General features: G+C 67.4%; 30 protein-coding genes. 17 read left to right on the top strand and 13 right to left on the bottom strand.

The window, feature by feature from the left end; translation table 11 throughout:
* Positions 1-13: 13 nt before the first annotated feature.
* Both ACFTSF_RS25635 and ACFTSF_RS25630 read right to left on the bottom strand, forming a co-directional pair.
* Positions 14-472 carry a hypothetical protein gene (locus tag ACFTSF_RS25635; RefSeq protein WP_380156193.1) on the bottom strand — a complete coding sequence of 153 codons (459 nt, stop codon included), beginning with the start codon at positions 470-472 and terminating at the stop codon, positions 14-16.
* Positions 473-503: 31 nt separating this feature from the next.
* Positions 504-1,604 carry a DUF3866 family protein gene (locus tag ACFTSF_RS25630; protein WP_380156191.1) on the bottom strand — a complete coding sequence of 367 codons (1,101 nt, stop codon included), beginning with the start codon at positions 1,602-1,604 and terminating at the stop codon, positions 504-506.
* Between the two features lie 78 nt (positions 1,605-1,682).
* Between ACFTSF_RS25630 and ACFTSF_RS25625 the strand changes: the two genes are divergently transcribed.
* Together ACFTSF_RS25625 and ACFTSF_RS25620 are read left to right on the top strand one after the other, a co-directional pair.
* A complete protein-coding gene (locus ACFTSF_RS25625; RefSeq protein WP_380156189.1) occupies positions 1,683-2,639 on the top strand; it encodes a helix-turn-helix transcriptional regulator in 957 nt (318 codons plus the stop codon).
* Positions 2,632-3,603 carry a WYL domain-containing protein gene (locus tag ACFTSF_RS25620; protein ID WP_344154513.1) on the top strand — a complete coding sequence of 324 codons (972 nt, stop codon included), beginning with the start codon at positions 2,632-2,634 and terminating at the stop codon, positions 3,601-3,603. Before ACFTSF_RS25625 ends, ACFTSF_RS25620 begins: the two co-directional genes overlap by 8 nt.
* Here ACFTSF_RS25620 and ACFTSF_RS25615 read toward each other — a convergent pair.
* A complete protein-coding gene (locus ACFTSF_RS25615; RefSeq protein ID WP_380156187.1) occupies positions 3,600-4,790 on the bottom strand; it encodes a winged helix DNA-binding domain-containing protein in 1,191 nt (396 codons plus the stop codon). The genes ACFTSF_RS25620 and ACFTSF_RS25615 overlap by 4 nt on opposite strands.
* A gap of 118 nt (positions 4,791-4,908) precedes the next feature.
* Between ACFTSF_RS25615 and ACFTSF_RS25610 the strand changes: the two genes are divergently transcribed.
* The 6 genes from ACFTSF_RS25610 to ACFTSF_RS25585 all read left to right on the top strand — a co-directional run bounded on the left by ACFTSF_RS25610 (position 4,909) and on the right by ACFTSF_RS25585 (position 11,046).
* Positions 4,909-5,073: a hypothetical protein gene (locus ACFTSF_RS25610; RefSeq protein ID WP_165952621.1), complete on the top strand. Its 165-nt coding sequence runs from the start codon at positions 4,909-4,911 to the stop codon at positions 5,071-5,073.
* Between the two features lie 61 nt (positions 5,074-5,134).
* Positions 5,135-5,446 (top strand): twin-arginine translocase TatA/TatE family subunit, encoded by a 312-nt coding sequence (locus ACFTSF_RS25605; protein WP_380156185.1) that lies wholly within the window; start codon positions 5,135-5,137, stop codon positions 5,444-5,446.
* Between the two features lie 21 nt (positions 5,447-5,467).
* Positions 5,468-6,292 (top strand): twin-arginine translocase subunit TatC, encoded by an 825-nt coding sequence (gene tatC / locus ACFTSF_RS25600; RefSeq protein ID WP_344154521.1) that lies wholly within the window; start codon positions 5,468-5,470, stop codon positions 6,290-6,292.
* Positions 6,292-7,164 (top strand): diacylglycerol/lipid kinase family protein, encoded by an 873-nt coding sequence (locus ACFTSF_RS25595; protein WP_380156183.1) that lies wholly within the window; start codon positions 6,292-6,294, stop codon positions 7,162-7,164. The genes tatC and ACFTSF_RS25595 overlap by 1 nt, the downstream gene beginning before the upstream one ends.
* 121 nt (positions 7,165-7,285) lie before the next feature.
* Positions 7,286-8,110: a chitosanase gene (locus tag ACFTSF_RS25590; protein WP_380156181.1), complete on the top strand. Its 825-nt coding sequence runs from the start codon at positions 7,286-7,288 to the stop codon at positions 8,108-8,110.
* Positions 8,111-8,190: 80 nt separating this feature from the next.
* Positions 8,191-11,046 carry a DEAD/DEAH box helicase gene (locus ACFTSF_RS25585; protein WP_380156179.1) on the top strand — a complete coding sequence of 952 codons (2,856 nt, stop codon included), beginning with the start codon at positions 8,191-8,193 and terminating at the stop codon, positions 11,044-11,046.
* Here ACFTSF_RS25585 and ACFTSF_RS25580 read toward each other — a convergent pair.
* On the bottom strand, positions 11,019-12,068 hold the full coding sequence (locus ACFTSF_RS25580) for an SDR family oxidoreductase (RefSeq protein WP_380156177.1): 1,050 nt from the start codon (positions 12,066-12,068) through the stop codon (positions 11,019-11,021). The genes ACFTSF_RS25585 and ACFTSF_RS25580 overlap by 28 nt on opposite strands.
* 66 nt (positions 12,069-12,134) lie before the next feature.
* Between ACFTSF_RS25580 and ACFTSF_RS25575 the strand changes: the two genes are divergently transcribed.
* Positions 12,135-12,680, top strand: coding sequence for a TetR/AcrR family transcriptional regulator (locus tag ACFTSF_RS25575; RefSeq protein WP_380156175.1), 546 nt, complete (start codon positions 12,135-12,137; stop codon positions 12,678-12,680).
* Here the strand turns inward: ACFTSF_RS25575 and ACFTSF_RS25570 are convergent.
* The gene (locus ACFTSF_RS25570) at positions 12,669-14,741 is read right to left on the bottom strand and encodes an alpha-amylase family glycosyl hydrolase (RefSeq protein ID WP_380156173.1); all 2,073 of its coding nucleotides are present in this window, start codon (positions 14,739-14,741) and stop codon (positions 12,669-12,671) included. The two genes, ACFTSF_RS25575 and ACFTSF_RS25570, sit on opposite strands and share 12 nt — an antisense overlap.
* Positions 14,742-14,814: 73 nt before the next feature.
* Here ACFTSF_RS25570 and ACFTSF_RS25565 point away from each other — a divergent pair, with 73 nt between their 5' ends.
* Complete coding sequence (locus ACFTSF_RS25565; RefSeq protein WP_380156171.1) at positions 14,815-16,056, top strand: serine hydrolase domain-containing protein; 1,242 nt, start codon at positions 14,815-14,817, stop codon at positions 16,054-16,056.
* On the opposite strand, the gene ACFTSF_RS25560 is transcribed toward ACFTSF_RS25565, so the two are convergent.
* Positions 16,053-16,517, bottom strand: a complete 465-nt coding sequence (locus ACFTSF_RS25560) for a MarR family transcriptional regulator (RefSeq protein WP_344154542.1) — start codon at positions 16,515-16,517, stop codon at positions 16,053-16,055. The genes ACFTSF_RS25565 and ACFTSF_RS25560 overlap by 4 nt on opposite strands.
* 63 nt (positions 16,518-16,580) lie before the next feature.
* On the opposite strand from ACFTSF_RS25560, the gene ACFTSF_RS25555 reads away from it, so the two are divergent.
* Complete coding sequence (locus ACFTSF_RS25555) at positions 16,581-16,952, top strand: cupin domain-containing protein (RefSeq protein WP_344154545.1); 372 nt, start codon at positions 16,581-16,583, stop codon at positions 16,950-16,952.
* On the opposite strand, the gene ACFTSF_RS25550 is transcribed toward ACFTSF_RS25555, so the two are convergent.
* The gene (locus ACFTSF_RS25550) at positions 16,949-17,461 is read right to left on the bottom strand and encodes a TetR/AcrR family transcriptional regulator (protein ID WP_380156168.1); all 513 of its coding nucleotides are present in this window, start codon (positions 17,459-17,461) and stop codon (positions 16,949-16,951) included. The two genes, ACFTSF_RS25555 and ACFTSF_RS25550, sit on opposite strands and share 4 nt — an antisense overlap.
* A gap of 80 nt (positions 17,462-17,541) precedes the next feature.
* On the opposite strand from ACFTSF_RS25550, the gene ACFTSF_RS25545 reads away from it, so the two are divergent.
* Genes ACFTSF_RS25545 through ACFTSF_RS25535 form a run of 3 tightly spaced genes read left to right on the top strand, consistent with a single transcriptional unit; the run spans position 17,542 to position 19,497 of the window.
* Positions 17,542-17,937, top strand: a complete 396-nt coding sequence (locus tag ACFTSF_RS25545; protein ID WP_380156166.1) for a nuclear transport factor 2 family protein — start codon at positions 17,542-17,544, stop codon at positions 17,935-17,937.
* Between the two features lie 34 nt (positions 17,938-17,971).
* On the top strand, positions 17,972-18,442 hold the full coding sequence (locus ACFTSF_RS25540; protein ID WP_344154554.1) for a GyrI-like domain-containing protein: 471 nt from the start codon (positions 17,972-17,974) through the stop codon (positions 18,440-18,442).
* Positions 18,442-19,497 (top strand): DUF5937 family protein, encoded by a 1,056-nt coding sequence (locus ACFTSF_RS25535; protein ID WP_380156164.1) that lies wholly within the window; start codon positions 18,442-18,444, stop codon positions 19,495-19,497. Before ACFTSF_RS25540 ends, ACFTSF_RS25535 begins: the two co-directional genes overlap by 1 nt.
* Before the next feature lie 152 nt (positions 19,498-19,649).
* On the opposite strand, the gene ACFTSF_RS25530 is transcribed toward ACFTSF_RS25535, so the two are convergent.
* Positions 19,650-20,087 (bottom strand): SRPBCC family protein, encoded by a 438-nt coding sequence (locus tag ACFTSF_RS25530; protein WP_380156162.1) that lies wholly within the window; start codon positions 20,085-20,087, stop codon positions 19,650-19,652.
* 2 nt (positions 20,088-20,089) lie between these two features.
* The gene (locus tag ACFTSF_RS25525) at positions 20,090-20,419 is read right to left on the bottom strand and encodes an ArsR/SmtB family transcription factor (RefSeq protein WP_380156160.1); all 330 of its coding nucleotides are present in this window, start codon (positions 20,417-20,419) and stop codon (positions 20,090-20,092) included.
* A gap of 106 nt (positions 20,420-20,525) precedes the next feature.
* On the opposite strand from ACFTSF_RS25525, the gene ACFTSF_RS25520 reads away from it, so the two are divergent.
* The 3 genes from ACFTSF_RS25520 to ACFTSF_RS25510 all read left to right on the top strand — a co-directional run bounded on the left by ACFTSF_RS25520 (position 20,526) and on the right by ACFTSF_RS25510 (position 23,289).
* Positions 20,526-21,386, top strand: a complete 861-nt coding sequence (locus ACFTSF_RS25520; RefSeq protein WP_380156158.1) for a transglutaminase-like domain-containing protein — start codon at positions 20,526-20,528, stop codon at positions 21,384-21,386.
* Between the two features lie 112 nt (positions 21,387-21,498).
* Positions 21,499-21,939 (top strand): hypothetical protein, encoded by a 441-nt coding sequence (locus ACFTSF_RS25515; protein ID WP_380156156.1) that lies wholly within the window; start codon positions 21,499-21,501, stop codon positions 21,937-21,939.
* Positions 21,940-22,899: 960 nt separating this feature from the next.
* Entirely contained in the window at positions 22,900-23,289 is a 390-nt protein-coding gene (locus ACFTSF_RS25510) for a hypothetical protein (RefSeq protein WP_380156154.1), read from the top strand.
* Here the strand turns inward: ACFTSF_RS25510 and ACFTSF_RS25505 are convergent.
* From ACFTSF_RS25505 to ACFTSF_RS25490, 4 genes are read right to left on the bottom strand one after another with little or no spacing between them, the layout of a single operon-like run.
* Positions 23,270-23,797, bottom strand: a complete 528-nt coding sequence (locus ACFTSF_RS25505) for a DUF6036 family nucleotidyltransferase (protein ID WP_380156152.1) — start codon at positions 23,795-23,797, stop codon at positions 23,270-23,272. The two genes, ACFTSF_RS25510 and ACFTSF_RS25505, sit on opposite strands and share 20 nt — an antisense overlap.
* A 32-nt stretch (positions 23,798-23,829) precedes the next feature.
* On the bottom strand, positions 23,830-24,414 hold the full coding sequence (locus tag ACFTSF_RS25500; protein ID WP_380156150.1) for a helix-turn-helix domain-containing protein: 585 nt from the start codon (positions 24,412-24,414) through the stop codon (positions 23,830-23,832).
* A 56-nt stretch (positions 24,415-24,470) separates the two neighbouring features.
* Complete coding sequence (locus ACFTSF_RS25495; protein ID WP_380156148.1) at positions 24,471-25,514, bottom strand: FAD-dependent oxidoreductase; 1,044 nt, start codon at positions 25,512-25,514, stop codon at positions 24,471-24,473.
* Positions 25,515-25,558: 44 nt separating this feature from the next.
* On the bottom strand, positions 25,559-26,158 hold the full coding sequence (locus tag ACFTSF_RS25490) for a hypothetical protein (protein ID WP_380156146.1): 600 nt from the start codon (positions 26,156-26,158) through the stop codon (positions 25,559-25,561).
* Positions 26,159-26,217 lie beyond the last annotated feature (59 nt).

Here is a 26,217-nt window from a genome sequence, read left to right as displayed (position 1 = left end):
ACCATCGACGTGGTCAGGCGGTCTTTGCGTTGCGACGGAACCAGCGGTTGGTTTCGGGGTGAAAGGTCAGCACGAGAGCAGTGATGACTGCGGTGAGGTGCACACTGCGCAGCAGCGCGGTCAGCACGAACTGTGCGCTCCAATCGATGCTGCCGAGGTCATGGTCGAGTAGCCAGCCGATCGGGCCGATGACGAGTGAGGCGGTGCCGACGGTGCCTAGTAGGCCCGCTAGCAGGTAGCGGGACCACCTGACGCCGTGCTGGAAGTAGCGCTCGATGACGACGAACAGGCCGCCGTACACCAGGGCGCGGATGGCGATCTGGGCCGCGATGCTACCCATCGGGACGTCGTCACGGACCGCACCGATTACTCCGACGACGGACTCCGCCACTCCGGCGACGACCGCGAGCAGCCACAGCAGAGTGGCCCACCGCGCGGTCAGCGGTGCTTGGGGGCGTACGAGAACTGTCATGCTTCCAGGCTGACGCAGAGCGGCCTCGCACTCAGGAGTTCTGAGACCACACTCCCAGTGGGGGTATGTCCACCAGTCCGGCCGCGTGACGGCCCGCAGCGGCCGCGGCTTCGAAGTACGCGCGGTCCTCGTCGAGTGAGCGGCCCATGGTGGACAGCTTGACCGGTGCGGCCTGCATGGCGTCGTACAGACCGTCCACACCGATCCGTACGACGCGGTGCCGAGCCTTGAGGGGTTCGGCGGCGTCACGGACCGCATCGCCGAAGTCACCGTCCAGATCCGGTACGACGACGTCCGCCGGCTGCTGTGCGACCCGGCCGTACGCGGTGAGGCTGTGATGCGAGATCCCGCGATGCCGCGGCCGCGGATCGGCCTCGGAGATCCGCAGCGACGCCACAGCCCGCCCACCGAGGGTCTCGACCGCGTTGACCGCCTCACCGGACTGCACCCCGCTGAACCCCCAGCGCGTCCCAGTCCCCAGGTTGCCCGGCCCCTGCGTCAGTACGACGACCTCCGCCGCCATCACGTGCACTGCGGTCAGCAGCCCGGTGTGAACCGTCACCGCCTCCCGATCACCGCCGTACGCCTGCCCGACCGTCACAGTGCCGCTCAGCCAGCCACTCTCGCGCAGTGCGGCCACAGTCCGCGAGAACGCGATCGGCAGCGCTCCACCGTCTGTCATCACGTAGACGACCCGAGTGTTCGGCCGCGCCTCGTAGATCCCAGCCAGTACGGCGGGCAGTGCGGAGTGCAGGTCCGCCACGACTACCGGCGTACCGAACAGGTCGTCCGCATCTCGCAGTACGTCGTGGTCCGGTGACTCCTGGTCGTCCGCGCCCATGACCATCGCCTGCAGCGGTGTGTAGCGCGCCTTCACCAGATGGCCGCCCTCTGGCGGGTCCTCCGGGAGGCGGTCCGGCAGAGCCACCACCAGGGCGTAGCCGCCGGTCCCGAGGCCCTTGTCGAGCGCACCGACGTTCAGCAGCACGCGGTCACCCGCGACCGGCGTACCGACCAGGTCTGGGTAGGCCAGCGCGCGCACCGGCTGCTCACCCACCAGTGCGGTCACTTCGACCGCGCCAGCCCAGCTTCGCCCGACCTGCGTCACCACACCACTACGCCACCGAATCACACGGCGACCTTAGTCCGTCCGAACACCTGTTCGGTGGGGGAGGCGTGGTTTGACGCTGTGAGGCCGTAAGGTGGACGGGTGTCGGCGCGGAAGAGTGAGCGACTGCTCAACGTGGTCATCTGCTTGCTTGTCGCGCGCACGTACGTGACCAAGGAGCGCATCCGCGAGGCCGTCGAGGGGTACGCGGGCCAGACCGACGACGCCTTCGAGAAGATGTTCGAGCGGGACAAGGACGAGCTGCGCGACCTCGGCATCCCGATCGAGATGGGCACGATCGACAAGTTCTTCTCCGACGACGTCGGCTACCGGATCCGCCGGGATGTCTTCGAGCTGCCCGAAGTGCAGCTGGAGCCGGACGAGGCCGCCGTACTGGGCGTTGCCGCGCGGGTCTGGCAGCACGCGGGGCTGTCCGAGGCCACCACCTCGGCCGTGCTCAAGCTGAAGGCAGCCGGCATTCAGACCGACCAGTCCGCACTGAGCGCGATTGAGCCGCATGTCGGGGCGTCGGAGCCTGCCTTCGACACCGTCTGGGCGGCTGTAGTCAGTCGGACCGCAGTGCGGTTCCAGTTCCTGCGCAGTGGCGCTACCGAGGCCATGACACGGACGCTGGAGCCTTGGGGCATCGTGTCCTGGCACGGCCGTTGGTACGTCGTTGGTCGCGACCGTGATCGCGAGGCGACCCGCATGTTCCGGCTGTCGCGCATCGGCGGCGACGTGAAGACGGTCGGCGACGCAGGGGCGTTCACAGTCCCAGAGGGCACCGATCTGCGGTCTCTCGTCGCAGAGCTCGCTCCGCCGCGTCCGACGTCGGAGGCGAAGGTCCGGGCGCGCACCGGTTCCTGTGTGAGCCTGCGCCGCCGCGCCAACGCCATCGAGCCGTACGAAGAGGGCTGGGACCTGCTCCACGTCCCGTACGCCGACTCTGCCGTACTGGCCGAGGAGATCGCGTCGTACGGTCCGGATGCCGTGGTCGAGGGCCCTGGTGACGTGCTGGACGGTGTGCTGTGGAGACTCCGGACGGTGGCCGGTGTCTAACGCACGTGATCAGGTGCAGCGCCTGCTCGCCCTCGTGCCGTACCTGCGGGAGAACGACGGAGCCCGCGTCGACGACGTCGCGAAGGAGTTCGGCGTCCGGCCGAAGCAGATCCTCGCGGACCTGAAGGTGTTGTGGTTCTGCGGTCTGCCCGGTGCGCAGATGGGCGATCTGATCGAGATCGACATCGAGTCCGCCGAGGGCGAAGGCGTCATCCACATCAACAACGCCGACTACCTGGCACGGCCGCTGCGGCTGGCAGCCGACGAGGCGCTCGCACTGCTGACCGCATTGCGCACGCTGCGCGAGGTGACTGCCGGTCAGGACCGGGATGCGGTCGACCGGGCGATCGCCAAGCTGGAGCGTGCCGCTGGTGAGGCTGCGGCGGCCCACGAGGGCTCTGCCGCGCATGTGCACGTCGAGCCGGCCGCACCGGAGATCGCTGAGACGGTGAATCGCGGCCTGGCCGGGAAGCGCCGCCTGCACCTCACGTACGACGTACCGTCGCGGGACGAGACCACTGAGCGAGATGTGGACCCGATGCGGCTGGTCGTCTCCGACGGGCGCAGCTACCTGGAGGCGTGGTGCCGGCTGGCCGAGGACGTCCGGCTGTTCCGGCTGGACCGGATCGCTGCCGTCAAACTGCTCGACCTGCCGAGTGAGCCGCCGCCGGAGGCGACTCCGCGCGACCTGTCGAACGGGATGTTCCAGCCGTCCGAGCGTGACCTGCTGGCCACGATCCGGCTCGCGCCCCCGGCCCGCTGGGTCGCGGAGTACTACCCGAACGAGTCGGTCGAGGAGGGCCCCGAAGGCTCACTCGTCGTCAAGCTCCGGGTCGCCGACATCGCCTGGTTGCAGCGTCTGGTGCTTCGACTCGGCGGTGCGGCGACTGTGCTCGATCCGCCCGACCTGAGCAGTCAGATCGCCGAGACGGCCCGCGAAGCACTGTCGGCGTACGACGTCTAGCCCTGGCTGAGCTGTCGCTCCAGGGGGACCCGGAAACGCGGTGTCACACGGACTCCGGCCAGCCAAGTGGTCCACCGGGCCGCCTCCGCCTCGACCAGTGCCTCGGTCTCGTCGCCGACGTCCTCGAGGAGCTGGAAACGCACCTCACCGGACTCCGGCTGACCCCAGCCGCCGATGATCCGACCGTCCGCCCAGACTGTCGGCCCGATGTTGCCGGTGGTGTCGAAGAGCCTCGCCTTGTGCGCACCGAGGTACCAGCCGCGGTCCTTCCAGCCCATCGGCGTCGGGTCGAGCGCAGGCAGGAACGCCACCCACGGCTCGACCGGGACCTCAGGCTCCTCGTCACCAGGCAGGACATAGCCGACCTGGCCGTCCAGATCGACCGCCACTGCCTCCACCGCAGCCAGGGCCTTCTTGGTCTGACCGCCTGTCCAGCCAGCCCACCACTGCAGGTCAGCAGCCGTCCCAGGCCCGAACGACGTCAGCCACGCTCGTGCCAGTGCTACTCGCGCCTCCTCAGCCACCGGCTTGTCACCCAGCCCACCGGCCAGCCAGTCCTCCGCAGGAGACCACTGGTGCTGGCTGCTCAGCCAGGTGCCGAGTGGTCGGCCACGGACGATCCGGCCCTCGACGGCCAGCTGGAACAGCACCCGACTGGTCACGTACGGCGCAGCGGCATACGCCTTGCCCTCGGCCATGCTGAGCCGGGTCCGCAGCCGCGGCTCGTCCGCTGACAGCTCCTGAGCGGTGGCTGAACCACGCAGTGCCAAAGCGGTCGCAGTGGACTCCTCGACCGCTCGCAGCCACGTGCCGCAGGACTCCGCGTCACCGGCCACTCCGGCCTCGGTGAGGTGTTTGACCAGCAGTTTGCGCTGTTTGACCGCGATGTCGTCCGCACAGGCCGCTTGAACGATGGGCCCGAACGAGGTCGGTACGACGAACACGGTCCGGCGCATCCCGAGCATCCGGATCAGCGAGCGCTCGTCGTACAAGGCGCGCTCTGTAGCGGCAACGTCACTGCCAGGCACTCTGGCGGCGACGGACAGGTGCACGGTGGCCGGATCCGTGGCGTGCAACGCGACCATCGCCGCAGCCGCCTCCGCCGCGTCGGCCGCCTGGCTGGACGCTGCCAGCCGGTGCCGGCGCCCGATCCGTGCCCGCCGCTCCTCGACCCCGATCTGCCGCATTCCGTCCCCTCACCTGCCTGCCGGACACCTGGTTTTACCATCACGTTCCGACACCGTTGTCGGGCGGGACGCCCCGGGCGACGTGGGCGGTGCCCGGGAACCGGCTAGGCTCCTTGGTATGTACTGGCTCTTGCTCTTCCTTGCGGTGGTGGCGGTGTGGCTCCTGGTCCTCGCTCTGCTGGCGAAGAAGTTGTGGGGCAAGTCCAAGGCGCTGCTGCGAGAGTTGGGCGCCGCTCAGTCCAAGCTGGACGCTGCAATGTCGGAGGACCGGGTCCGGGCGTAGTATCCGTCTCGAATTCTCCGGCGTGAGCCACGAGTAGAAGTTCTGTGAAAGGGAGACCGACATGAACCCGCTCATCACGATGCCCTCGGGCGCAGAGTGGCTGGTCGTCCTCGCGATCGTCGTCCTGCTCTTCGGATCGACCAAGCTGCCCGCCCTGGTCCGCCAGCTGGGCAAGTCGAAGAAGATCTGGGAGGAAGAGGTCGGCCCCCGCAAGAAGGACGCGGAGCTGACCGGAGAGGCGAGCACGCCGCCGGCCCAGACCCCTGTGCAGCAGCAGGCGGCCCCGCAGGCGCAGGCCCAGGCCCAGGCCCAGCCGAACCAGGCCAACGGCCAGGCGCCCGGTGAAGGCCTGCCGCCGCACACGGCCAACTGAGCCGAGTAGTACGTCTTGTCGATGGTGAGGTTCGGGCGACGCAAGGAGAAGAAGGAGCGCCGCCCGAAGGACGAAGAGGGTCGGATGACCCTGCGCGAGCACATCACCGAGCTCCGCAACCGGCTGGCCATCGCGGTGCTCGCGATCGTGCTGATGTCGATCCTCGGCTACATCTTCTACGACCACGCGCTGGCGTTCCTGAAGAAGCCCTTCGACGAAGGCGTCGCCGACCTGATCGCCAGTAACAACGGCGGTAAGCGGCCGGAGCTCACCTTCAACTCGGTGACCTCGCCGTTCACCTTCCAGATCAAGATCTCGATGGTGTTCGGCCTGATCCTGTCCAGCCCGGTCTGGCTGTACCAGCTGTGGGCGTTCATCGCGCCCGGGCTGCACCGCAGTGAGAAGAAGTGGGCGTACCTGTTCGCCGCGATCGCCACCCCGCTGTTCGCGGCCGGCATCTGGGTCGCCTACTGGACACTGCCCAAGGGCATCGAGATCCTGATCGGCTTCACCCCGAGCTTCGCCCAGAACCTGATCACCCTGCCGGAGTACCTGGACTTCGTGCTGCGCACGATGCTGGTGTTCGGGATCGCGTTCCTGCTGCCGCTGGTGGTGGTGCTGCTGAACATCCTCGGCATCGTCCCCGCGACGGCGCTGGCGAAGTTCCGGCCGTACATCATCTTGTCGATCTTCCTCTTCGGCGCGATCGCGACCCCGTCGGGTGACCCGTTCTCGCTGATGTTCCTGGCCGTGCCGATGTGTCTGCTGTTCTTCGGCGCCGAGATCGTCGCCCGGCTGAACGACCGCCGGCGGCGGCGCAAGAACGACGAACTGCTGGAAGCCTGATGACCCGCAAGATCGCGCTGGTGGTGAACCCCACCAGCGGCAGAGGACTGGGTGCCCGGGTGGCTCCGGTCGTCCAGGCACGGCTGGAATCGGCCGGTCTGACGGTCGAGAGCTACCAGACGACCTGCGCCGAGGATGTCGGCCGGATCTCGGCCGAGGTGATCGCCTCCGGTGCGGACGCGGTCGCGCTGGTCGGTGGTGACGGCACGATCCATCTCGGGGCTCAGGTGCTGGCCAAGTCGGGGATGCCGTTCGGCGTGATCCCGGCCGGGACCGGCAACGACTTCGCTCGCGGTCTCGGCCTGCCGTTGAAGGATCCGACCGCGGCGGCCGATCTGATCGTGGCCGGCAACATCCGCACGGTCGACCTCGCCGTCGCGAAGGATGAGTTCATCACCACGGTCGTGGCCGGCGGCTTCGACTCGCTGGTGAACAAGCGCGCCAACGCGATGACGTGGCCCAAGGGCAACTCCCGGTACACGGTCGCCACACTGGCCGAGCTGCGCACCTTCAAACCCCTCCAGTACGTCGTCACGGTCGACGACGAGGTGATCGAGACGTCGGCGATGCTGGTCGCGGTCGGCACCGGCCCGACGTACGGCGGGGGACTGCAGATCTGCGCCGGGGCGGTCATCGACGACGGGCTGCTCGACATCACGATCATCCAGCCGGTGTCGCGGCTGACGTTGCTGCAGCTGTTCCCGAAGCTGTCCAAGGGCACCCATGTCGGGCACCCGATGGTCCGCGCACTCCGCGGCCGCTCGGTGCGGATCGAGTCGCCCGGCATCACGGCGTACGCCGATGGTGAGCCGTTGGGCCCGCTCCCGGTCAACGTCACGATCGCGCCGGGCGCGCTGTCGGTCTTCGCCTGATCCGAACTGCGCCTGATCGAAGAAATATTTGGAGCTGAAGTGTTTTCAGCTCTGCACTCCATCTGATAGTAAAGCTTCCTATCAGTTAAGTTCACTTCCGGACGCCCCCTCGGAGGAAGACATGGAGTACCGCCCCACTCGCCGGAGCACGCTGCTGCTCGGTCTCGGCCTCGCCGCCGTCCCGGCCACCGCTCTGGTCACCCGCTACGCATCCTCGGCCGACGCCGCCGTGCAGGCGGTCAACCTCGACGATCCCGCGAAGAAGGAGATCGCGATGAAGGTCGTCTGCAGCGCGGAGAACTCGTCGCTGAACTGGAAGAACTACTACAAGTACATCGAGGACATCGACGACGGCCGTGGCTACACCGCGGGCATCATCGGGTTCTGCTCGGGTACCCACGACATGCTCGAGCTGGTCGAGCTGTACTCGCAGCGCAAGGCCGGCAACATCCTGCAGAAGTACCTCCCGGCGCTCCGCGAGGTGGACGGCAGCGACTCGCACGAAGGGCTCGACCCGAACTACACCAGGGACTGGGCGACGGCCGCCAAGGACACCGTCTTCCAGCAGTGCCAGAACGACGAGCGCGACCGGGTCTACTTCCGGCCGGCCGTCTCCCAGGGCAAGTCCGACGGCGTCCGCGCCCTCGGCCAGTTCGCCTACTACGACGCCATCGTCATGCACGGCGACGGCGGCGACTCGACCAGCTTCCGGAACATTCGCAAGCGCGCTCTCGGCAAGGCGAAGCCGCCGGCGCAGGGCGGTAACGAGACCACCTGGCTGAACGCCTTCCTGGACGCCCGGGTCTGGGCCATGAAGCAGGAAGAGGCCCACAGCGACACCAGCCGCGTCGACACCGCGCAGCGCGTCTGGCTCCGCAACGGCAACCTCGACCTCAACACCCCGCTGGACTGGAAGGTCTACGGCGACAGCTACCACATCGGCTGACCGCGTCGCCTGACCGTGAGGGCTGCGTGTGATTTGTTGGGCGTGGGGTTTTTGGGGGAGCCGTCGAATAGTGTGTAGCCATGAGCACCCCGTCCGAGAAGTACGCAACTTTCCGCTCGGACCAGGAGCATCCTGCGGTGAAGGAGTTCCGCGGGCTGTATGACTTCGCACTGGACGAGTTCCAGCTCCGCGCCTGCGCAGCGTTGGAGGACGGCCACCAGGTCCTGGTGGCCGCGCCGACCGGGTCCGGGAAGACGCTGGTCGGCGAGTTCGCCGTGCATCTGGCGTTGCAGCGGGGTCAGAAGTGCTTCTACACGACACCGATCAAGGCCCTGAGCAACCAGAAGTACGCCGATCTCGTCAGCCGGTACGGCGCGGATCAGGTCGGACTGCTGACCGGGGACAACTCGGTCAACTCCGAGGCCCCGATCGTCGTGATGACGACCGAGGTCCTCAGGAACATGCTGTACGCCGGTTCTCGGACACTGCTCGGCCTGTCGTACGTCGTGATGGACGAGGTGCACTACCTGGCCGACCGGGCTCGCGGTGCGGTCTGGGAGGAAGTGATCATCCACCTGCCGGACTCGGTGTCGGTGGTGTCGCTGTCCGCGACCGTCAGCAATGCCGAGGAGTTCGGCGACTGGCTGGCGACCGTTCGCGGTAACACGGTCGTCGTGCTGGAAGAGAAGCGGCCGGTGCCGCTGTTCCAGCATGTGATGGTCGGGAAGCGGCTGCACGACCTGTTCGCCGGTGAGACGCCGACCGCCGGTGCGGGCGTGCAGGCGCAGTTCGGTCCGTCGGCCGGCCGTCCGAATCGCTCGGGGAACCCGGCCAAGGCAGCGGGCCAGGGCACTGCCACCGATCTGCGTGATCTGGTGAATCCGCAGCTGGTCAAGATCGCTCGCGACGACAACCGGATCTTCCGCGACGATTCGCGCAAGCCGCGTCGGCGTCGCGACCTGCCGAAGAACCGCCCGCAGCGCTCGCACTTCACGCCGTACCGGTCCGATGTTGTGGAGGAGCTGGACGCGGGCGCGCTGCTGCCGGCGATCTTCTTCATCTTCTCGCGCAAGGGCTGCGAGGACGCGATGCTGCAGTGCCTGCGCTCCGGCCTGCGGCTGACCAAGCCGTCCGAGCGCGACGAGATCAAGCGGGTGCTGGCCGAGCGGACCGTCGACCTGCCGGACGAGGACCTCGGCGTGCTTGGGTACCACGACTTCTCCGAGGCGCTCAGCCGCGGGATCGCGGCGCACCACGCGGGCATGCTGGCGGCGTTCAAGGAGGTCGTCGAGGAGTTGTTCGCGCGCGGGCTGATCAAGGTCGTGTTCGCGACCGAGACGCTTGCCTTGGGCATCAACATGCCGGCGCGCACCGTCGTACTGGAGAAGTTGAGCAAGTGGAACGGTGAGGCGCACGTCGACATCACCCCGGGGGAGTACACGCAGCTCACCGGGCGGGCTGGGCGGCGCGGGATCGATGTCGAGGGACATGCGGTCGTGCTGTGGCAGCCCGGGTTCGATCCGCGGGCGGTCGCCGGGCTTGCGTCCACTCGTACCTATCCGCTGCGGTCGTCGTTCTCCCCGTCGTACAACATGGCCGTGAACCTGGTCCGCCAGGTCGGGCGGACGCGTGCGCGCGACATGCTCGAGCTGTCGTTCGCGCAGTTCCAGTCCGACCAGGCCGTGGTCGGGCTCGCGCGCCAGGTGCAGCGCAACACCGAGGCGCTCGAGGGCTACAAGGAGTCGATCGACTGCCACCTCGGTGACTTCCTCGAGTACGCCGCTCTCCGCCGCCGGATCGGGGATCGGGAGTCCTCGGGGTCCAAGGCGCGCAAGCAGGACCGCCGGGTCGAGGCGCAGGAGTCGATCGAGAAGCTGAAGATGGGCGACGTGATCCGGATCCTGGCCGGCCGCAGCGCGGGCTGGGCGCTGGTCCTCGACGCGGGCATGCGGTCGGAGCGCGAAGGACCGCGGCCGACCGTGCTGACGCTGGACCGGCAGGTGCGGAAGCTGTCGATGATCGACTTCCCGACCCCGGTCGAGGCGATCAGCTCGCTGCGGATCCCGAAGAAGTTCAACGCCCGCAATCCGCAGCAGCGGCGTGAGCTGGCGCAGGTGCTGCGGGTTCGCACCGACATGCTCGGCGAGGACGGACCGCCGTCGCGCACCCGCGGCCGCGATGTCGTCAGCCACGCGGACGACCCGGAGCTGCAGGAGATGCGGGCGGAGCTGCGCGCACACCCGTGCCACGGCTGCTCCGACCGCGAGGACCACGCCCGCTGGGCCGAGCGGTACTTCCGGCTCGACCGGGAGAACCGTGATGTCCAGCGCAAGATCGAGCAGCGGACGAACACGATCGCCCGCCAGTTCGACCGGGTCTGCCAGGTGCTCGACGCCCTGCACTACCTCGACGGCGACAAGACCACCGAGGCCGGCGACCGGCTGGCGCGGATCTACACCGAGCTCGACCTGGTCGCGGCCGAGTGCCTGCGGCAAGGCGTGTTCGACGACCTCACCGTGCCCGAGCTGGCAGCCGCATTGGCTGCGCTCGTCTACGAATCACGCTCCAAGGACGAGCCCACCTCGCCCCGGCTACCACGCGGCGACGTCCGCCCGGCGCTGGAGAAGATGGGCCAGATCTGGCGCGAGCTGTCGGCGCTGGAGCGGGACATGCGCGTCGACTTCCTGCGCTCGATGGACCTCGGCTTCTGCTGGCCGGCCTTCCGCTGGTCGGCCGGTGCATCGCTGGCCGAGGTCCTCTACGAGTCGGACCTGGCGGCCGGTGACTTCGTCCGCTGGACCAAGCAGCTGATCGACCTCACCGAACAGGTGGCCGACGCGGCCGGGGACACCCCGCTCCGCCACACCGCCCGCCAGGTGGTCGAGCAGATCCGCCGCGGAGTCATCGCCTACGCCGCGGTGGTCGACGAGTCCTGACCGATTCCGTGGCTGAGCAGGCTTTCGGCGGTCTCGGCGATCGTGTCCTCGATCGGGCGTGACCGCCAGCCCAGGAGCCGCTCCGCCTTGGCGCTGGTGGCGTTGAAGTCCTGACCGAGCTGCGGCCGGAGTGCGCGCAGCGGGCCGCCGAACCGGGCGAGGACGCGCGCGAGGGGGAGTGGCAGCTCGCGGCTCGGGGCCTGTGCCGCGCGGTCCCCGAGCCGTGCGCGCAGGATGCGGGCGACCTCGACGATGCGCAGGCTCGGACCGGCGGAGGCGAGCCAGCGTTCGCCGGCCGCGGCTGGGTCGGTCATCGCACGCAGGTGCAGGTCCGCCACGTCGCGGACGTCGACCCAGCTGGTCGCGAACGGCGGGCAGGCCGGCAAGACACCTTCGAGCATGGCGCGGATGTTCCGCAACGAGGGCGGATCGTCCGGGCCGAGGACCGGGCCGAGAACGGCGGTCGGATGCACGGCCGCGAGTTCGAGACCGTTGCCCTGCTCCTCGATGAACTGCCAGGCCGCACGCTCGGCGAGCGTCTTCGACTTCTGGTACGGCGGGATGCCGGCGTCGACGTTCGACCAGTCCGCCTCGGTGAACGGCGTCGACCGTCGCGGATGCCCGTAGCCGATCGCTCCGAACGCGCTGGTCAGCACCACCCGGCGGACCCCCGCATCGCGAGCGGCCCGCAGGACCCGCAGTACGCCGTCCCGAGCCGCGGAAACCATCGACTCCTCGCTCTCCGGCGTACTGCGCAGAGTCGGCGAGGCAACGTGCAGCACGTACTCGCAACCTGCCACCGCGTCCGCCCAGCCGTCGTCGCTCTGCAGATCCGCCTGTACGACGCTCAGCCGGGCGTCCTCGAAGTCGGTCGCCGCGTGCAACTGAGCGCGCAATGCGATCGCGCGGTCGAGACGGCGTACCGTCGTCCGGACGTCGTACCCAGCCTCCAGCAGGGCCAGCACACACCAGCCGGCGATGAACCCCGACCCGCCGGTCACCAAAACCTTGTCCGTCCTCATGATGCTCCTCTAAGCTATGTGGAGAGTTCTCCAGATACGGTAGTGGAGAGCTCTCCACTTATCAAGATGGGGAGTCTTGTGGTTCGTTCGGACGCTCGGGAGAACCGGGAACGCATCCTCGCGGCGGCTCGCGCGGCCTTCCTCGACGACGGATCCACCTCGATGAACCAGGTCGCCCAGCGCGCCGGGGTCGGCGCCGGCACGCTGTACCGGAACTTCCCCACCCGGGAGGCGCTGGTGTTCGCCGTCTACCAGGACGAGGTGGAGCGCATCCTCAGCGCGGTGCCGGAGTTGCTGGCCGAGCTGCCACCGCTGGAAGCGCTCCGGCAATGGACCACCGGGCTGGTCGATGCGATGCGCCGGAAGCACGGCTTGGGTGACGCTCTCGGCCCGGCCACGCAGCAGGCGATCACCGAGCAGACCTACGAGCCGGTGATCGGCGCGATCACCACGCTCATCGAGGCCGGGCAGCGCGACGGGACGATCCGCGCCGATGCCGACGCGGGCGATTTCCTCGCGCTGACCGCCGCGCTCTGGCGGGCGTCCGACGAGCGGTCGCCGCGGATGCTCGCGCTGATCCTGGACGGGTTGCGCCCGGAATCAGGGGCGTAGCTCCGCAGAGCCGATCCGGCCCTGGCGATCCTTCACCACGACGCGGTACTGCGTGGCTTTGGTCTTGGTGTAGATCCGGTACGGCGCTGCGTCGTCGGTGCCGAGGATCTGCCACCGGCCGTTGACGCGGGCCGCGAACGTGGCTTGGGCGTAAGGCTGATCGGGCACGCCGGCGATCAGCGCGGTGCGACCGTCGGTCGTGTTGTTGCCAAGGGCAAGTGTCGGTCGAGGGCCGGTGGGGGCCGGCGGCAGTGCCTTGGTGCTGCGGTAGACGACTGTGCTGAGGGGTGGAATCGTCAGCTGGAGCTTGCCGTCTCCGACCACCGAGCTGGGCGCTTGGCCGACGCTCGCCACGGTGACCTGCGGTCGGATGCGGTCGTACCGTCCGGCCGCCCCTACCGGTACGTCCACGGTTCGAGCGACCGTGGATGCGTTGGCGGCGACGACGTATTCGCGACCGGACTCGCGATCGATCCGGCTGAACGCGACCACGTCACCATCGCTCAGTCGCAGTACCTGGTTGCCGCGCTTCCAGACCGGGTCGGCGGCGGTGAAATGCGCGAGCTCGGCCAACTGCTTGTACAGCGGGTGATTCGGGTCGAAGTTGCCGTCGCCTGGTGTCCGGTCGGTGCCGACCTGGTCCTGGTCGACGAAGTCCGGCACCTTCGACGGGAACATGTCCTGCCGCGCCTCCGCATCACCCGCGACCCCGGCGAAACCCTGTTCGTCGCCGTAGTACACGACCGGATTCCCGCGCCAAAGGTACAGCAGTTCGTTCCCGAGCTTCACGCGGGCCAGCCATTCCTGCTCGGTCATCCCCGGCCGATCCTGTTTCAGCATCGTCGACAGCCGGCCCATGTCGTGGTTCCCGACGAACGTGGTCAGCGAGTACGCATTCGAGTCCGCATCGGTGTAGAGATCATCGGCGTCCGCAACGCGACCCAGGTCCGCCGCACCCTTCCCCGCAAGGAACGACCGCGCCGCACCCTGGAACGGAAAGTCCAGTACGGCGGGCATCTTCGCGTCCGTCGTGTAGTGCGACGTGAGCAGCGGGTCGCCGCTGTAGACCTCACCGAACACGAAGAAGTCTTTCTTGCCCTGGGCAACGGCATGCCGCTGGATCGCCGGTGCGAACGCCTGCCAGAACTCGTCGTTCACATGCTTGGTGGTGTCGACGCGATAACCGTCGATGTTCATCGTGTCGATCCACGACGAGTAGATCTGCTCCATCCCGGCGACCACGCGCGGGTGCTCGGTCATCAGGTCGTCGAGCCCGAAGAAGTCGCCGTACTCGAGCTGCTCACCTTCGAACACGGTCGCCTCGCCGCGGTTGTGATAGAGCGTCGGATCGTTCAGCCAGTCCGGCTTCTTCAGCGTCGGGTGGCTGACGATCGGCTTGTACGGAAAGGAATTCTCGACCGAGAGCTTCGGGAAGTCCGGCCGGCCCGCGACCGCCTTGATGTCGAACGGCTTGCCATCGGCATCCCGGTACGGCGTTTCCGCGAGCGTCTTGTACGGATGTGCTCCGTCGAAGGTGATCTCGTCGGCGGTATAGCCCGCGGTGATGTCGAAGAACACCCTGATCCCGCGCGCATGCGCCTTGTCGACGAACGCCCGCATCTCCGCCGCCGTCCCGAAGTGCGGGTCGAAGCTGGTGAAGTCGGTGATCGCATACCCGTGGTACGCCGCGAAGGCGCCGCCCGCGCCGAAGTCGACGACCCAGCGATTGCGGAACGGCGGATTCACCCAGACCGCCTTCACCCCGAGCCCGGCCAGGTAATCCACCTTGCCGCTTAGACCGCTCAGGTCGCCACCGTGGAAGAACTGCTTATCGGTCGGGTCGAAGCCGTTCACCAGTCGATCACCCGGTATGCCGCCGCGATCGTTGCCCGGATCACCGTTCGCGAACCGGTCGATCATCACCATGTAGAACGGCACCCCGGACGGGCCGGTCCGCACCGAGTCGCGCGCCAGCCCGGCGTCCGGCGTACCGGCTGCTGCAGGCTGGACGGCGGCCAGGAGAGCGACGGCTGTGGCCAGTGCGGTGGCTGTCTTCTTCACCCTCTGCACGCTAATGGACCGACGGGTTTATAGGGTTCGATGGCATCCGCCTGCCATTGAAGGAGTCACCTCTGTGGAACTGTCCCGCCGGAATCTCGGGAAACTCACCGTCGCGACCGGAGCGGCCGCCGGGATCGGAGTCGCGGTAGGGGTCGCGGCCGACGCCGCGACCTGGAAGGTGACCGGGACCGCGGTCCCCGCACTGGCCGGGTTCGACAACCAGATGAAGACGTTCATGCAGGCGCGTGGGGTGACAGCCGGTCAGCTCGCCGTTACCTACAAGGGCCGGTTGGTGCTTGCCCGCGGCTACAGTGCCAGCGCGACCGTCGTCCAGCCGACGTCTCTCTTCCGGATCGCGAGCCTGTCGAAGTCGTTGACGGCCGCCGCGATCCTGCGCCTCGAGCAGGACGGCAAGCTGAAGCTCGCCTCGAAGGTCGTCGACATCCTCGGCATCACCGCGCCCGTCGATCCGCGCTGGTCGAACATCACGCTCTGGCGGCTGCTGCAGCACCTGGGCGGTTGGGACCGTGCTGTCTCCGGTGACCCGAACTTCAAGGACGCGGCGATCGCGCAGGCGCTCGGCGTACCGATGGAGCTGAAGCACGCGGACGTCATCAAGTACATGAAGAGCCAGAAGCTCGACGTCGCGCCGGGGACGAAGTACTCGTACTCGAACTTCGGATACCTGCTGGCCGGCCGCGTCATCGAGAAGGTGTCCGGGCTGAGCTACGAGGCCTACGTCAAGCAGAAGCTGCTGGCCCCGCTCAAGATCAAGCGGATGGCGCTCGGCTGGAGCATTGCCAAGCACACCGGTGAGATGTCGTACGAATCGCAGTACACCGGCAAGACGGTGCTCAACAACACCGGCTCGACGGTCGCAGCGCCGTACGGGACGTTCAGCATGCGCACGCAGGATGCCAACGGCGGCTGGATCGCCAGTGCGCCGGATCTGGTCCGGTGGGCGAAGATGTTCGACGCACCGAGCGCAGTGCTGAACAGTACGTCGCTGGGTCGGGTCTGGTCGAAGCCGGAGACCGGTATGGATCCCGGTGGCTGGTACTACGGCCTGGGGTGGCATGTGCGTCCGGTCACGACAGGTGGTACCGGTCGCAACACCTGGCACACCGGGAGCATGCCGGGCACGTCCACGCTGCTGGTGCGCACGTACAACGGTATGAGCTGGGCAGTGCTGTTCAACCGGCGCGACGACGCGTCCGGCAAGTCGTACGGCGATATCGACGCAGCCATGTGGACGGCCGCCAACGGCGTCCGGACCTGGCCGACGAACGACCTGTTCCCGCAGTACTTCAGCTAGAACATCAGCGCTCGGAAGTGCGGGGTGATGACCTCGGCTTCACCCGCCATGGCGGCCAGTACGTCGCGTAGTCCGTCGACGGCCTGGTCGCCGAAGCGGGTGCGCAGCCGGCGTTCGTAGGCCTGGTGGTACTTCCGGGCCGCCTTCAGCGCCGCCTCACCGCGGTCGGTCAGGTGCAGGAGCCGCACCCGGGCGTCCGACGGGTCGGGGCGGCGTTCGACGTACCCACGCCGCTCCATGTCGTCCGCGAGCTGACTCGCGCCCTGCTTGGTGATCTCCAGGCGCTCCGCCATTGCGCTGATCGTCGTCGGCCCCTCGCCGAGTGTGCGCAGCACGAAGCCGTCCGACCTGCCCTGGTCGGTGAACCCCTGCTCGGCGGTCGACGCGCGCAGCCCGCGGACGAACTCCTGCTCGGCCAGCAACAGCAGGATCCCGAAATCAAGCTTGCCCAAATCCGTCATACCGGTCATGATAGTCAAGTCAGCTTGGTCAAGCTGGCTTGACTAAATACCGGAGGGGATTCCATGCCAGTCGTACGTGCGGCCGACGCGCCGAAAATGCAGGCACCCGGACTCGAGTTCACCGTGCAGGCCGCGCCGAGCCTCGGCTCGCCCAGCGTCTGCACCTGGCGGTTGCGGGTCGATCCCGGGTTCGTGGTCGACGCACCGCACACCCTGGACGCGGACGAGGTCTTCGTCGTCCTCAGCGGCACTGTCCAGATCACCCCGGACGGGGAGAAGCTCACCGCCGGTGACTCCCTGATCGTCCCAGCCGGTGAGCCCATCGGCATCACCAACCTGGGCGAGGGCCACGCCGAGATTCAGGTCGTCATCACCGCCGGTTTCACCGGCACCATGGCTGACGGCAGCACCGTCCAGCCGCCGTGGTCTCGCTAACGCAGGCCTCGGAGGATGACGGCCAGCGTTCGCTGCCGAAGGTCCGTCGTCCAAGAAGATTGCCGAGCTGCGTAGGTCGCCGCCGTGAGGAGCGCCATCACCTCGTCCACCTGAATGGTGGACCGGGCCTCACCGGCGGCCTTCGCCTGCTCGAGCAGCCGGCTGACGCTGTCGGTGAGTCCGCGCAGGGCGTCGCCGATGTCGAGGCGTGACTCGCCCAGCGCAGTAACGACCATTCTGGTTCGGGCGGCTTCGTCGACCACTGCTTTGAAGAAGTCGGCCAGCGTCGACTCGTCCGCGAGGGTGGCGAGTCGCTCCAGTGATTCCTTCATGATCGCGACCAGTAGGTCGTCCTTGGTCGGGAAGTGCCGGAACACGGTCCCGACCGCGACTCCGGCCTGCTGAGCGACCTGCTCAGTGGTCGCCTTCGGGCCGTGTTCGGCAAAGGCTTCGGAGGCGGCGGCCAGGATGGCTGCCCGGTTCCGTGCTGCGTCGGCGCGCAGAGCCATCCGGCCTCCCGCTTGGAATATGAGTGAGCACTCACTATAGTCGAGGCAACCTGAGTGACCACTCATCTTTGGAGGTTGTCATGGCTGACCTGCGAACGATCATCGAGAGTCTCGGGCAGGGCTGGACCGGTGATCCGGCGGCGATGGACTCGCTGCTCGCCGACGACGTGGTGATCGAGGCGCCGTTCGCGGCCGGCGGTCCGGCGCGGTGGGACGGACGCGAGGCTTGGCTCGCGCACGCGGTGCCCGCGCGGGAGGCTTTCCCGGTGCGGCTCGACCGGTTCACGGTCTTGACCCTGCATGAGACGACAGACCCGGAGGTCGCCGTGCTGGAGTACGAACTGGCGGGGGCGCACCCCGTGACCGGTGAACGAGCCGGGGCGCGATTCGTCGGCGTACTGCGGGTGCGGGACGGTCTCATCGCGGGCTGGCGTGAGTATCAGGACACGCATGCCATCCTGCAGGCGTTAAGTTGAGGCTGATCGCGTTGCCGAGTGGGAGGACTGTGTGATGCCGGAGATCGTCGAGCTGGCAGAGCGGCCGTACGTCGCGCTGCGGGGGACCGTGCCGATGGACGGCATCAGTGCGTTCGCCGACCGGCTGCACGAGGTGATCCGCTGGCTCGCAGCGCGGGAGATCGCGCCGAACGACGCACCGTTCTTCAAGTACGACGTGGTCGATATGGAAGCCGGTCTCGTGATGGAGATCGGCTTCCCGGTGGACGACCTGCATGCCGGTGAGGGGGAGATCGTCACTGGCGTGCTTCCGGCCGGTCGGTACGCCACTGTGTCGCACCATGGTCACCCGGACGGTCTGCTGGACGCCACGCGCGACCTGCTCGCCTGGGGTGAGGCCGAGGGCGTCGAGTGGGACGCTCACGGCGACAAGTGGGTGTCGCGGCTGGAGATCTACCTGTCCGATCCGCGGGAGGTGCCAGACATGGCGGACTGGGACACCGAGCTGCAGTTCAAGCTCAAGTAGTGCCCACAGTCCTCGCAGGTGCCAGCCGGCTCGCACCAGAACGCATCCGGCACGTCGCCTCACCCCTCATCGAGCTCGGCTGCGCCCTCCACGTGCTGGCCGAGCCCCGGCACCACAGTCGGGTGGACTGGGCTGCCGCCGTACCGCTGCCTGCTGCGCTGCGCGACGAGTTGTCGCAGTGGACGTGGACCGTGCGCGCTGTGCGAGCTCGCTTCTTCGCTACCTCGTCCGCGACCGGACTGCCGTCGTGGTCCGACGAGATCGCGGCACTGCGTGCGCGTGCTCCCGAAGACCTGGCCGCTGAGCTCGTGCGCCCGCTGCGCGGTCGTCCACTCAGCAGTCGAGAGGTCGACCTCGACGCCGTACGGCACTGGTCGCGTTCGCGTGGCCGTGCGGTCGCCTCACTCGTTGAGTCGTTGCTGGATGCACCTGCCGAGCCGGTACGACGTTTCCTCGACCTGCTGGACGCTTGCTGGTCCACCTGGTTCCACGAGGTGTGGGACTCGTCCCGTGACGCGTTGGCCGCCCGTGGCCGCCAAGACCGCGATCTGGCCGTGCGAGACGGCGTACTGGCGATGCTGCAGTCGCTGGACAGTTCCATCGACATCCGCGACAACGACAGCGCCGTCGTACAGAAGGTCCAGAACAAACGTATCGACCTGTCCGACCGCTCCCTGCTGCTCATCCCCAGCAACCACATCGCCCCCCACCTCTTCCTGGGCGAGATCCCCGGCGCACCCCTCACCGTCATCTATCCCGCCACCGGCCGCGGCCCCGCCGTCCCCACCGCCCAGCAAGTCAAGGCTCGCCTGGAAGCCCTAGCCGCCCCCGACCGCCTCCAAGTCTGCCGAGCCGTAGCCAGCGAACCCCGCACCGCCGGCGAAATAGCCGCCCTCTGGAACCTCCACCCCACCCAAGTAACCCGCCACCTCAAAGCCCTCACCCGAGCCAACCTCGTAACCGCCGAACGCCAAGGCCGCTTCGTCACCTACCACCTCAACGAGTCCACCCTCCAATCCCTAGGCCCCCACCTCCTAACCCTCATCCTCAGATAACCCCTCGCAGCCCGACTACGCGAGCTCCTCCGTCGCACGCTACGCAGGCCGCCCCGCCCACCCTCCTACGCTCGCAACGCTCACTCCTCCTGCTCGCTACCGCTCGCCCAACAACAGACCGCGTGCGGCGAGCGTGATCTAGGAGCCGTCCGCTAGGGACGTGTGAATTCCTTGGCGAGGGTGTCGAGTTGTTGGGCGGCTCCTTGCTCGCGCCACTCGGGCTTCTCCTGGCCGGGGAGGTAGATGCCGTGTTCGGTTACTACGAGGAGGGTCTCGCCGTCTTCGGCGTGGAACTCGACGCTGGTGACGGAGACGGTGGAGAGTACGTCGCCGGTGCGGAGCGTGGAGGTGGTGAGGATGCGTTCGTTCGGGATGATCTCGGTGTACTCGGCCTCGTAGGTCAGCGGGCGTCCTTCGCCGTCGAAGCCTTTGGCTGTTTCGTGGCCGCCTACTCGGAAGTCCTGGGAATGCTCGGCTCCTTGGGCCATCCAGCGCTTGCGTGCTTCCGGGGTGGCCCAGGCGTCGAAGACTCGCTCGATCGGGACCGGGTAGCGGCGTTCGAGGGTGTAGGTCGAGTGCGTGACAGACATGATCAGTTTCCCTTCAGGTAGTCGTCGAGTTGATCCAGTTGCCGTTCCCATTCGGTGCGCTGGCCGGACAGCCAGTGCTCCGCGTCGCGCAGGGTCTGCGGTTCGATCCGGCAGCTGCGGACGCGGCCGACCTTCTCGCTGACGATGACGCCCGCGTCCTCGAGCACCTTCAGGTGCTGCATCACCGCAGGCAGCGACATCGCCAACGGCTCCGCCAGCTCCTTCACCGCCGCCGGTCCCCGAACCAACCGCTCCACAACCGCCCGCCGCGACGGATCGGCGAGCGCATGAAAAACCCGACCGATCGCGTCAACCCCAGATTGGTTAGGCATGTCGTTAACTATCATCGGAGCCGTGGCGAAAGTCAAGTATCTGCTTAACCATCTCGAGGATCCGTAAATGGCTGAAAAGTCGCCAAAATCCAGGCACGCTCATCGGATGGACACCCTGGAACGCCGGGCGCGGCACTCCGCCTTCTCCGACCCGGGCCGGCATGCCGGGCTGCTCCGTGAGCTCTCCGGCATCGAGGAGATCTGCGCGATCGCCAACAACCTCGTCCTCCACTACCGCGCCGAGGCCCACCTCCTCCGCGACGACCGTCGCGACGAGATCAACGCCCGCTGGATCTCCACCATCCTCGACCTAGATCAAGCCCGTAATCCCGGCCCACTCCTGAACCCCCGCCCACCCGGCGACCGAGTCGCCGGCTGCTGCCGCGACCACGCGCTACTCGCAGTCGCCGCCCTCCGCGAGCAGGAAACCCCAGCCCGCACCCGCGTCGGCTTCACCCACGCCCCCGACTTCTGCGGCGACCACGTCGTCGCCGAACACTGGAACGGCACGCGCTGGCAACGCTTCGACCCCGAACTCCGCCCCGGCACTCGCCCCTTCAACATCCGCGACTTCCCAACCGGCGAAGGTTCCCCCTTCGAAACCGCCGCAGAAGTCTGGACCGGCTACCGAGCCGGCCGCCTCGACCCCACCCGCTACGGCGTAGCCGCAGGCTCACCCCTGTCCGGCCCCGGCTTCATCCGCCTCTACGTCATCATGGAAGCCCTCCACCGCCACGGCCAAGAAACCCTCCTCTGGGACGGCGTCGCCGACGGAATCACCGACGCCGACGCCGACAACCTCGCTCACCTACTACTAGCCGCCGACGCCGGCGACACAACAGCCGAAGACCAGCTGGAGCACCAGGTCGACACCGACCCCAAACTCCGCCTAGGCCCAACAGTCACCCAGGTCTCGCCGTACGGCGACCCACCCATCACGATCGACCTCAGGTCGCGCCGGGTCTGAGGGACTGGTCGGCGATCTGCTGCACGTAGTCGACGAGGTAGGGGTCGTGTTCCTCGAACGGATAAGCGGCGTAAAAGCGTCGACTGCTGCCTGAGCATCATGGAATGCGTACGTGGATAACAACCCATTCAATTACACCGACCCCACCGGGCTCTCTTCCACCCCAACCATCGGCCACTGCGATCTCGTGTGCATATTCTTGGCTGCCGCAGCTCTCGCGGCCGCGACCGCATGCATCTACTTCGGAGTGTGCGGCGGGCTACTCGCAGTTGCCGGACGGCGAGCTGCCGCCACAGTGCTTGGCCTTACGCTTGCCCGTGCCGCGGCAATTGCGGTCGCGGCGGCGGCCACTGCGATCCTGTACGCAACGGCCTCCGGCGATGCGGGTGGATCTCAATCGGACGATTCACCGCCCAGTGAGGATACGATCCACTCTGCCATACGCGGTGGCGAACGGAACATTGACCCCAAGGAGGTAATGAGGAACGCCGAGCGAATGTATTATGACGAGAACGGAACCAGGTATTCTGCTGGTCTCAGCGAAATGGGTTGAACCAAATGACAATCCGCGACCCTGCGACGGGAAGGATCGTCACCAATCAATGGTCGTCGGACGGTTGGATCGCAAGGCAGGTCTCGCGCGGCCGATGGTTCGACCTCCAAGGAGGCTGATGAAGTGCCGGAAGAAACCACCTACGTCGATGCGATATGCGGTGGAACCATCTCAGAATCAGACGACCACCTCGTGCTCACCGTGTCGCGAAGAGGCACTGACGCTAGGCAGGAGTTCTTCGTCCACCGGGACTGTTTGATCGGGGTATTGCGTCCGGAAATGCCACTTGGAGAGGTTTTCGGCGAACCCCCCGAGGCGACGACTGGCGTCGGCACGCGTGATCAGTGATTGCAGGTCCATCTGCATCTGGAACGCTCCTGGAGGCAGTGAACAGCGGATCAGTGCAGTACCGCCACTTCGCTGGTCCATCCGTGCTGCCTCGTAGCGGAGCCTTCGGGATACGGCAATGGACACTGCCAGCTTCCAAGCAGGCGAACTGATCCCGCGTCTGCCACCCGGATACCACCGGACCTACTCGGGCCTGACTAGTCCACGACGACAGACCTACAGATTGCGAACACGGCATTAAAGGAAGTTCGTAGCGGCCGCCCCCCGAATGACCAGTATGTCCGCAGAATTCTTTCTATCGCGAAGTCATTCGGCCGACGCATCCCGAACCGCTCCGGCAGCGAGCCCGCTCGCGCGCACCATGGCGGTGGTCGGGTTCTCGCAGCCGCGGACAGGCGACCAGCGAACCCCTTCGGCTCGGCCGAGACCTTGTGGGGTCGAAGACCGCGACGGGACCGACCGCCCGGCGGGACTCGAGGGTGGCGGCGACGATGTCCGGACGGGTCGAGGTTGTGACGACGGCGCCCGGTACGTCGATGATGGCGCCGATGATCTGGTGCAGTCCTTTTCCGGATCGAGGTGGGCTGACGTCGATGCGCGAGTCTTCGACGGATGCCCAGCGCTCGCGACCGCGGGCGTGGGCACTGGACCGGCTACCGCGCCGGCCGCCTCGACCCCACCCGCTACGGCGTGGCGGCCGGCTCACCCCTGTCCGGCCTCGGCTGCATCCGTCTGTACGTCGTCATGGAGGTCCTCCACCGCTACGGCTACGGCTACGAAACGCTCCTCTGGGACGGCGTAGCCGACGGCATCACAGACGCCGACGCCGACCAGATCTCCCATCTACTACTAGCCGCCGACGCCGGCGACACAACAGCCGAGGATCACCTGGAGCACCAGGTCGACACCGACCCCGATCTCCGCCTAGGCCCCACGCTCACCCAGTTCTCGCCGTACGGCGACCCACCCATCACGATCGACCTCAGGTCGCGCCGGGTTTGAGGGACTGGTCGGCGATCTGTTGCACGTAGTCGACGAGGTAGGGGTCGTGTTCCTCGAACGGATAGGCCGCGTAGAACGTGTCGACTGCTGCCTGAGCGTCAGGGAATGCGCATCGCGGCCACAGGGCGACCATGTCGTCATGGTCCGGTGCGCGAGCCGCGAGAAGTTTCATCAGGAACACCAGGTCAGGCGGTGGTGCGAGAACTGTCAAATGGCTGGTCTGGAACCGGACTTCGCAGTCGTCGGCGCGCAGTCCGGCAGGTGCGAACATCGCAGCCGAGTCGTTGAGCCAGTTGGGTCGCAGACCATGCCGATCGGCGACTCGGCGGACCGCTGATTTCATCTCGTCGGAGAGGCGCGTCAGAGAGTCCACGTCCGCGGTTGACTCGCGAAGATCGACTAGTGCGAGGTAGGAGCCGCCGACAATCACCATCGTGCAGACGGCGTCGCGTTCGGCGAGTTCGTCGCTGACCTCGCTGAGGTGGTTGACGATGTCGTCTTTGCCCAAGATTGGCGGCGGAAGAGCTGGGTCGGCTTGGTTCACGCGGCGTCTCGCCAGAGGTCGTGGGCTGCGAGCCAGATGTTACGGGCTGCTAGTTGTGAGGGTGTTTGTGCGCGGGCTCGCTTGACCCGGGTTGGGGTGCCTGGTGTGTCCCATGGGGTGCGGGATGCCGGAACGCTGCGAGTCCATCGGGGTCTGTCGATGCCTGCGTCGTCGGCGAGCTTCTCGGCGATGCCGGCGAGTAGGGAGTCGAACATTGGGTCACCCGTTCGGTGAGGTGGTGAGGCGATGGCCGCTGCGATCAGCTCTGGGTGCTGGGTGAGCTGGTCGACAAAACCCCGTAGGTGCGTCCAGTTGATCTTGCGGACCTGAGCGCTAGGTGCGTAGGCGTTTGTCAGGTCCTCGATGCGTGGCTGCCGCGACCGGGCGCTCTTCCCGACTGTGATCGACATGGTCAGTCCGGCGGCTGCGATCAGGCGTCCGAGCATCGTCAACGTCGGGTCCGTCGAGCCTGCTTCGATCCGCGAGACCGTGGATGTCGGGACGCCGGCGCGGGCGGCGAGTGCGCTCCGCGACAGGCCTGCCTGTTCGCGTGCATGCCGAAGGAGTTCACTCGCGTCCACGCCTGTAGCATATATGCGACCCCCTGACCCGGCAATGCCCGCACCGTCGCGAGGGCTCAGGGTTTGAGGAGGTTGCGGAGGGAGCGGGCGGCGGTGAAGCCGGCTCGGTTGGCGCCTATGGTGCTGGCGGAGGGGCCGTAGCCGACTAGGTGGATGTGGGGGTCTTGGGCGGTTTGGGTGCCTTGCATGCGGATGCCGCCGGAGGGTTCGCGGAGGTGGAGTGGGGCGAGGTGGGCCAGGTCGGCTCGGAAGCCGGTGGCCCAGAGGATGGTGTCGATGTGTTGGTGGTGGCCGTCGGGCCAGGTGGGGCCGTCGGGGGTTAGGTGGTCGAACATGGGGAGGCGGGTGTAGACGCCGCGGTCCCAGGCTGGTTGTTCTTGGGGGCGTAGGTGGAGGCCGGTGACGCTGACGACGCTGCGGGGTGGGAGGCCGGCGCGGACGCGTTCTTCGACCTTGGCGACGACCTGGCGGCCTAGCTCGGGGCCGAACTCTTCGCCGGTGCGCCACTCGGGCGGGCGGCGCGTGACCCAGGTGGTGGTCGCCACCTCGGAGATCTCTGCCAGAAGCTGCACCGCGGACGCACCGCCGCCGACCACGAGCACCTGCTGGCCGGCGAGCTCAGCCGCGCCGCGGTAGTCAGCGGTGTGCAGTTGGCGCCCCTGGAAGGTCTCGATGCCTGGGTACCACGGGATGAACGGCCGGTTCCACGTGCCGGTCGCATTGACCAGCGCAGCCGTCCGGTACGTCGACTGGTCCGTCAGCACCTCGAACCCACCGTCAACCCGCTGCACGCTATCGACCGCCACCGGCCGCACGACCGGCAGCCCGAAACGCTTCTCGTACGACGCAAAGTACGACGGCACGAAGACATTCGCCCGCTCCGACCCAGCACTCGCCGGCACCGGGACGCCAGGCAGGTTCGCGATCCCGTGGACGTCGTGCATGGTGAGCGAGTCCCACCGGTGCTGCCACGCGCCACCCGGCTCCGGATTGCGGTCCAGTACGACGACCTCCTCGTACGGCGTGAATCCCATCCGCACGAGGTGGTACGCAGCCGACAGTCCCGCCTGCCCGGCGCCGATCACCACAACCTGTTGCACACCAGGAACAACGCGGGACTACCCCCACGTCTTCCCAGACAGGCTCACTCCTCCGAGGCGATCAGCCGGTCGATCTTCTCGTGGTAGCGCTGCCCGCTCTTGCCGCCGACGATCGCGGACAGCAGCGTGACCACGATCAGGGCGACCGCGGCAATCACACCACCCGTGGCCAGCGTCTCGGTGGACAGCGCGATGTCAGGACGTTGTACGTCGCCCAGCCAGTCGTACTGGCTATTCAGCAGCGCCCCAGCACCCGCGGTGAGCACGGCGACGAGGACCGCCACCATCCAGACTCCGAAGCCGTTCCGGGCGCCGTCGAAGCGGGCGAGCCGGCCAGCGACGTAGCCGCCGCTGTAGAAGGCCACTGCGATCACGACGATGCCCATCACCGAGGCGGTGAGCCCTGCGGCGGCGGGGGCGGATTCGGCGTCACTGCGGTTGTAGTCCAGGATCTCAGCGGTCAGCAGGGCCACTGCGGAGACCGCGGCGGACAGCAGAACCGCCATGGAGATCGCGATCAGCCAGCCGAAGAAGGCGGCGCCGAACTTGAATCCCCGATAGACCAGCAGTGCCGCGTCGGCGGCCGGCTGGCGATCCGGAGCAGCGGCCACGGGCCGGTCCGGGACGGTCGTCACGTTGCTCATCGTCCGTTTCTCCTCACAGTGAGCTTCTTACGACCAGTACCCCCCTGGCTCCTTGCCAA

Source organism: Kribbella sp. NPDC056951, from assembly GCF_042674205.1.
GTDB lineage: Bacteria > Actinomycetota > Actinomycetes > Propionibacteriales > Kribbellaceae > Kribbella > Kribbella yunnanensis.
The sequence above is the reverse complement of the archived record's forward strand: the minus strand, read 5'-3'. Positions and strand labels throughout refer to the sequence as shown.

Bases quoted from the DNA above. Each gene is read 5' to 3' on its own strand.
- ACFTSF_RS25615 (WP_380156187.1), bottom strand. From the start codon at position 4,790: ATGCGGCAGATCGGGGTCGAGGAGCGGCGGGCACGGATCGGGCGCCGG.
- ACFTSF_RS25635 (WP_380156193.1), bottom strand. From the start codon at position 472: ATGACAGTTCTCGTACGCCCCCAAGCACCGCTGACCGCGCGGTGGGCC.
- ACFTSF_RS25545 (WP_380156166.1), top strand. From the start codon at position 17,542: ATGGCTGACCTGCGAACGATCATCGAGAGTCTCGGGCAGGGCTGGACC.
- ACFTSF_RS25490 (WP_380156146.1), bottom strand. From the start codon at position 26,158: ATGAGCAACGTGACGACCGTCCCGGACCGGCCCGTGGCCGCTGCTCCG.
- ACFTSF_RS25520 (WP_380156158.1), top strand. From the start codon at position 20,526: ATGGACACCCTGGAACGCCGGGCGCGGCACTCCGCCTTCTCCGACCCG.
- ACFTSF_RS25580 (WP_380156177.1), bottom strand. From the start codon at position 12,068: ATGAGGACGGACAAGGTTTTGGTGACCGGCGGGTCGGGGTTCATCGCC.
- ACFTSF_RS25575 (WP_380156175.1), top strand. From the start codon at position 12,135: ATGGGGAGTCTTGTGGTTCGTTCGGACGCTCGGGAGAACCGGGAACGC.
- ACFTSF_RS25555 (WP_344154545.1), top strand. From the start codon at position 16,581: ATGCCAGTCGTACGTGCGGCCGACGCGCCGAAAATGCAGGCACCCGGA.
- ACFTSF_RS25605 (WP_380156185.1), top strand. From the start codon at position 5,135: ATGAACCCGCTCATCACGATGCCCTCGGGCGCAGAGTGGCTGGTCGTC.
- ACFTSF_RS25540 (WP_344154554.1), top strand. From the start codon at position 17,972: ATGCCGGAGATCGTCGAGCTGGCAGAGCGGCCGTACGTCGCGCTGCGG.
- ACFTSF_RS25610 (WP_165952621.1), top strand. From the start codon at position 4,909: ATGTACTGGCTCTTGCTCTTCCTTGCGGTGGTGGCGGTGTGGCTCCTG.
- tatC (WP_344154521.1), top strand. From the start codon at position 5,468: ATGGTGAGGTTCGGGCGACGCAAGGAGAAGAAGGAGCGCCGCCCGAAG.
- ACFTSF_RS25590 (WP_380156181.1), top strand. From the start codon at position 7,286: ATGGAGTACCGCCCCACTCGCCGGAGCACGCTGCTGCTCGGTCTCGGC.
- ACFTSF_RS25550 (WP_380156168.1), bottom strand. From the start codon at position 17,461: ATGGCTCTGCGCGCCGACGCAGCACGGAACCGGGCAGCCATCCTGGCC.
- ACFTSF_RS25525 (WP_380156160.1), bottom strand. From the start codon at position 20,419: ATGCCTAACCAATCTGGGGTTGACGCGATCGGTCGGGTTTTTCATGCG.
- ACFTSF_RS25510 (WP_380156154.1), top strand. From the start codon at position 22,900: ATGCCCAGCGCTCGCGACCGCGGGCGTGGGCACTGGACCGGCTACCGC.
- ACFTSF_RS25560 (WP_344154542.1), bottom strand. From the start codon at position 16,517: ATGACGGATTTGGGCAAGCTTGATTTCGGGATCCTGCTGTTGCTGGCC.
- ACFTSF_RS25595 (WP_380156183.1), top strand. From the start codon at position 6,292: ATGACCCGCAAGATCGCGCTGGTGGTGAACCCCACCAGCGGCAGAGGA.
- ACFTSF_RS25530 (WP_380156162.1), bottom strand. From the start codon at position 20,087: ATGTCTGTCACGCACTCGACCTACACCCTCGAACGCCGCTACCCGGTC.
- ACFTSF_RS25585 (WP_380156179.1), top strand. From the start codon at position 8,191: ATGAGCACCCCGTCCGAGAAGTACGCAACTTTCCGCTCGGACCAGGAG.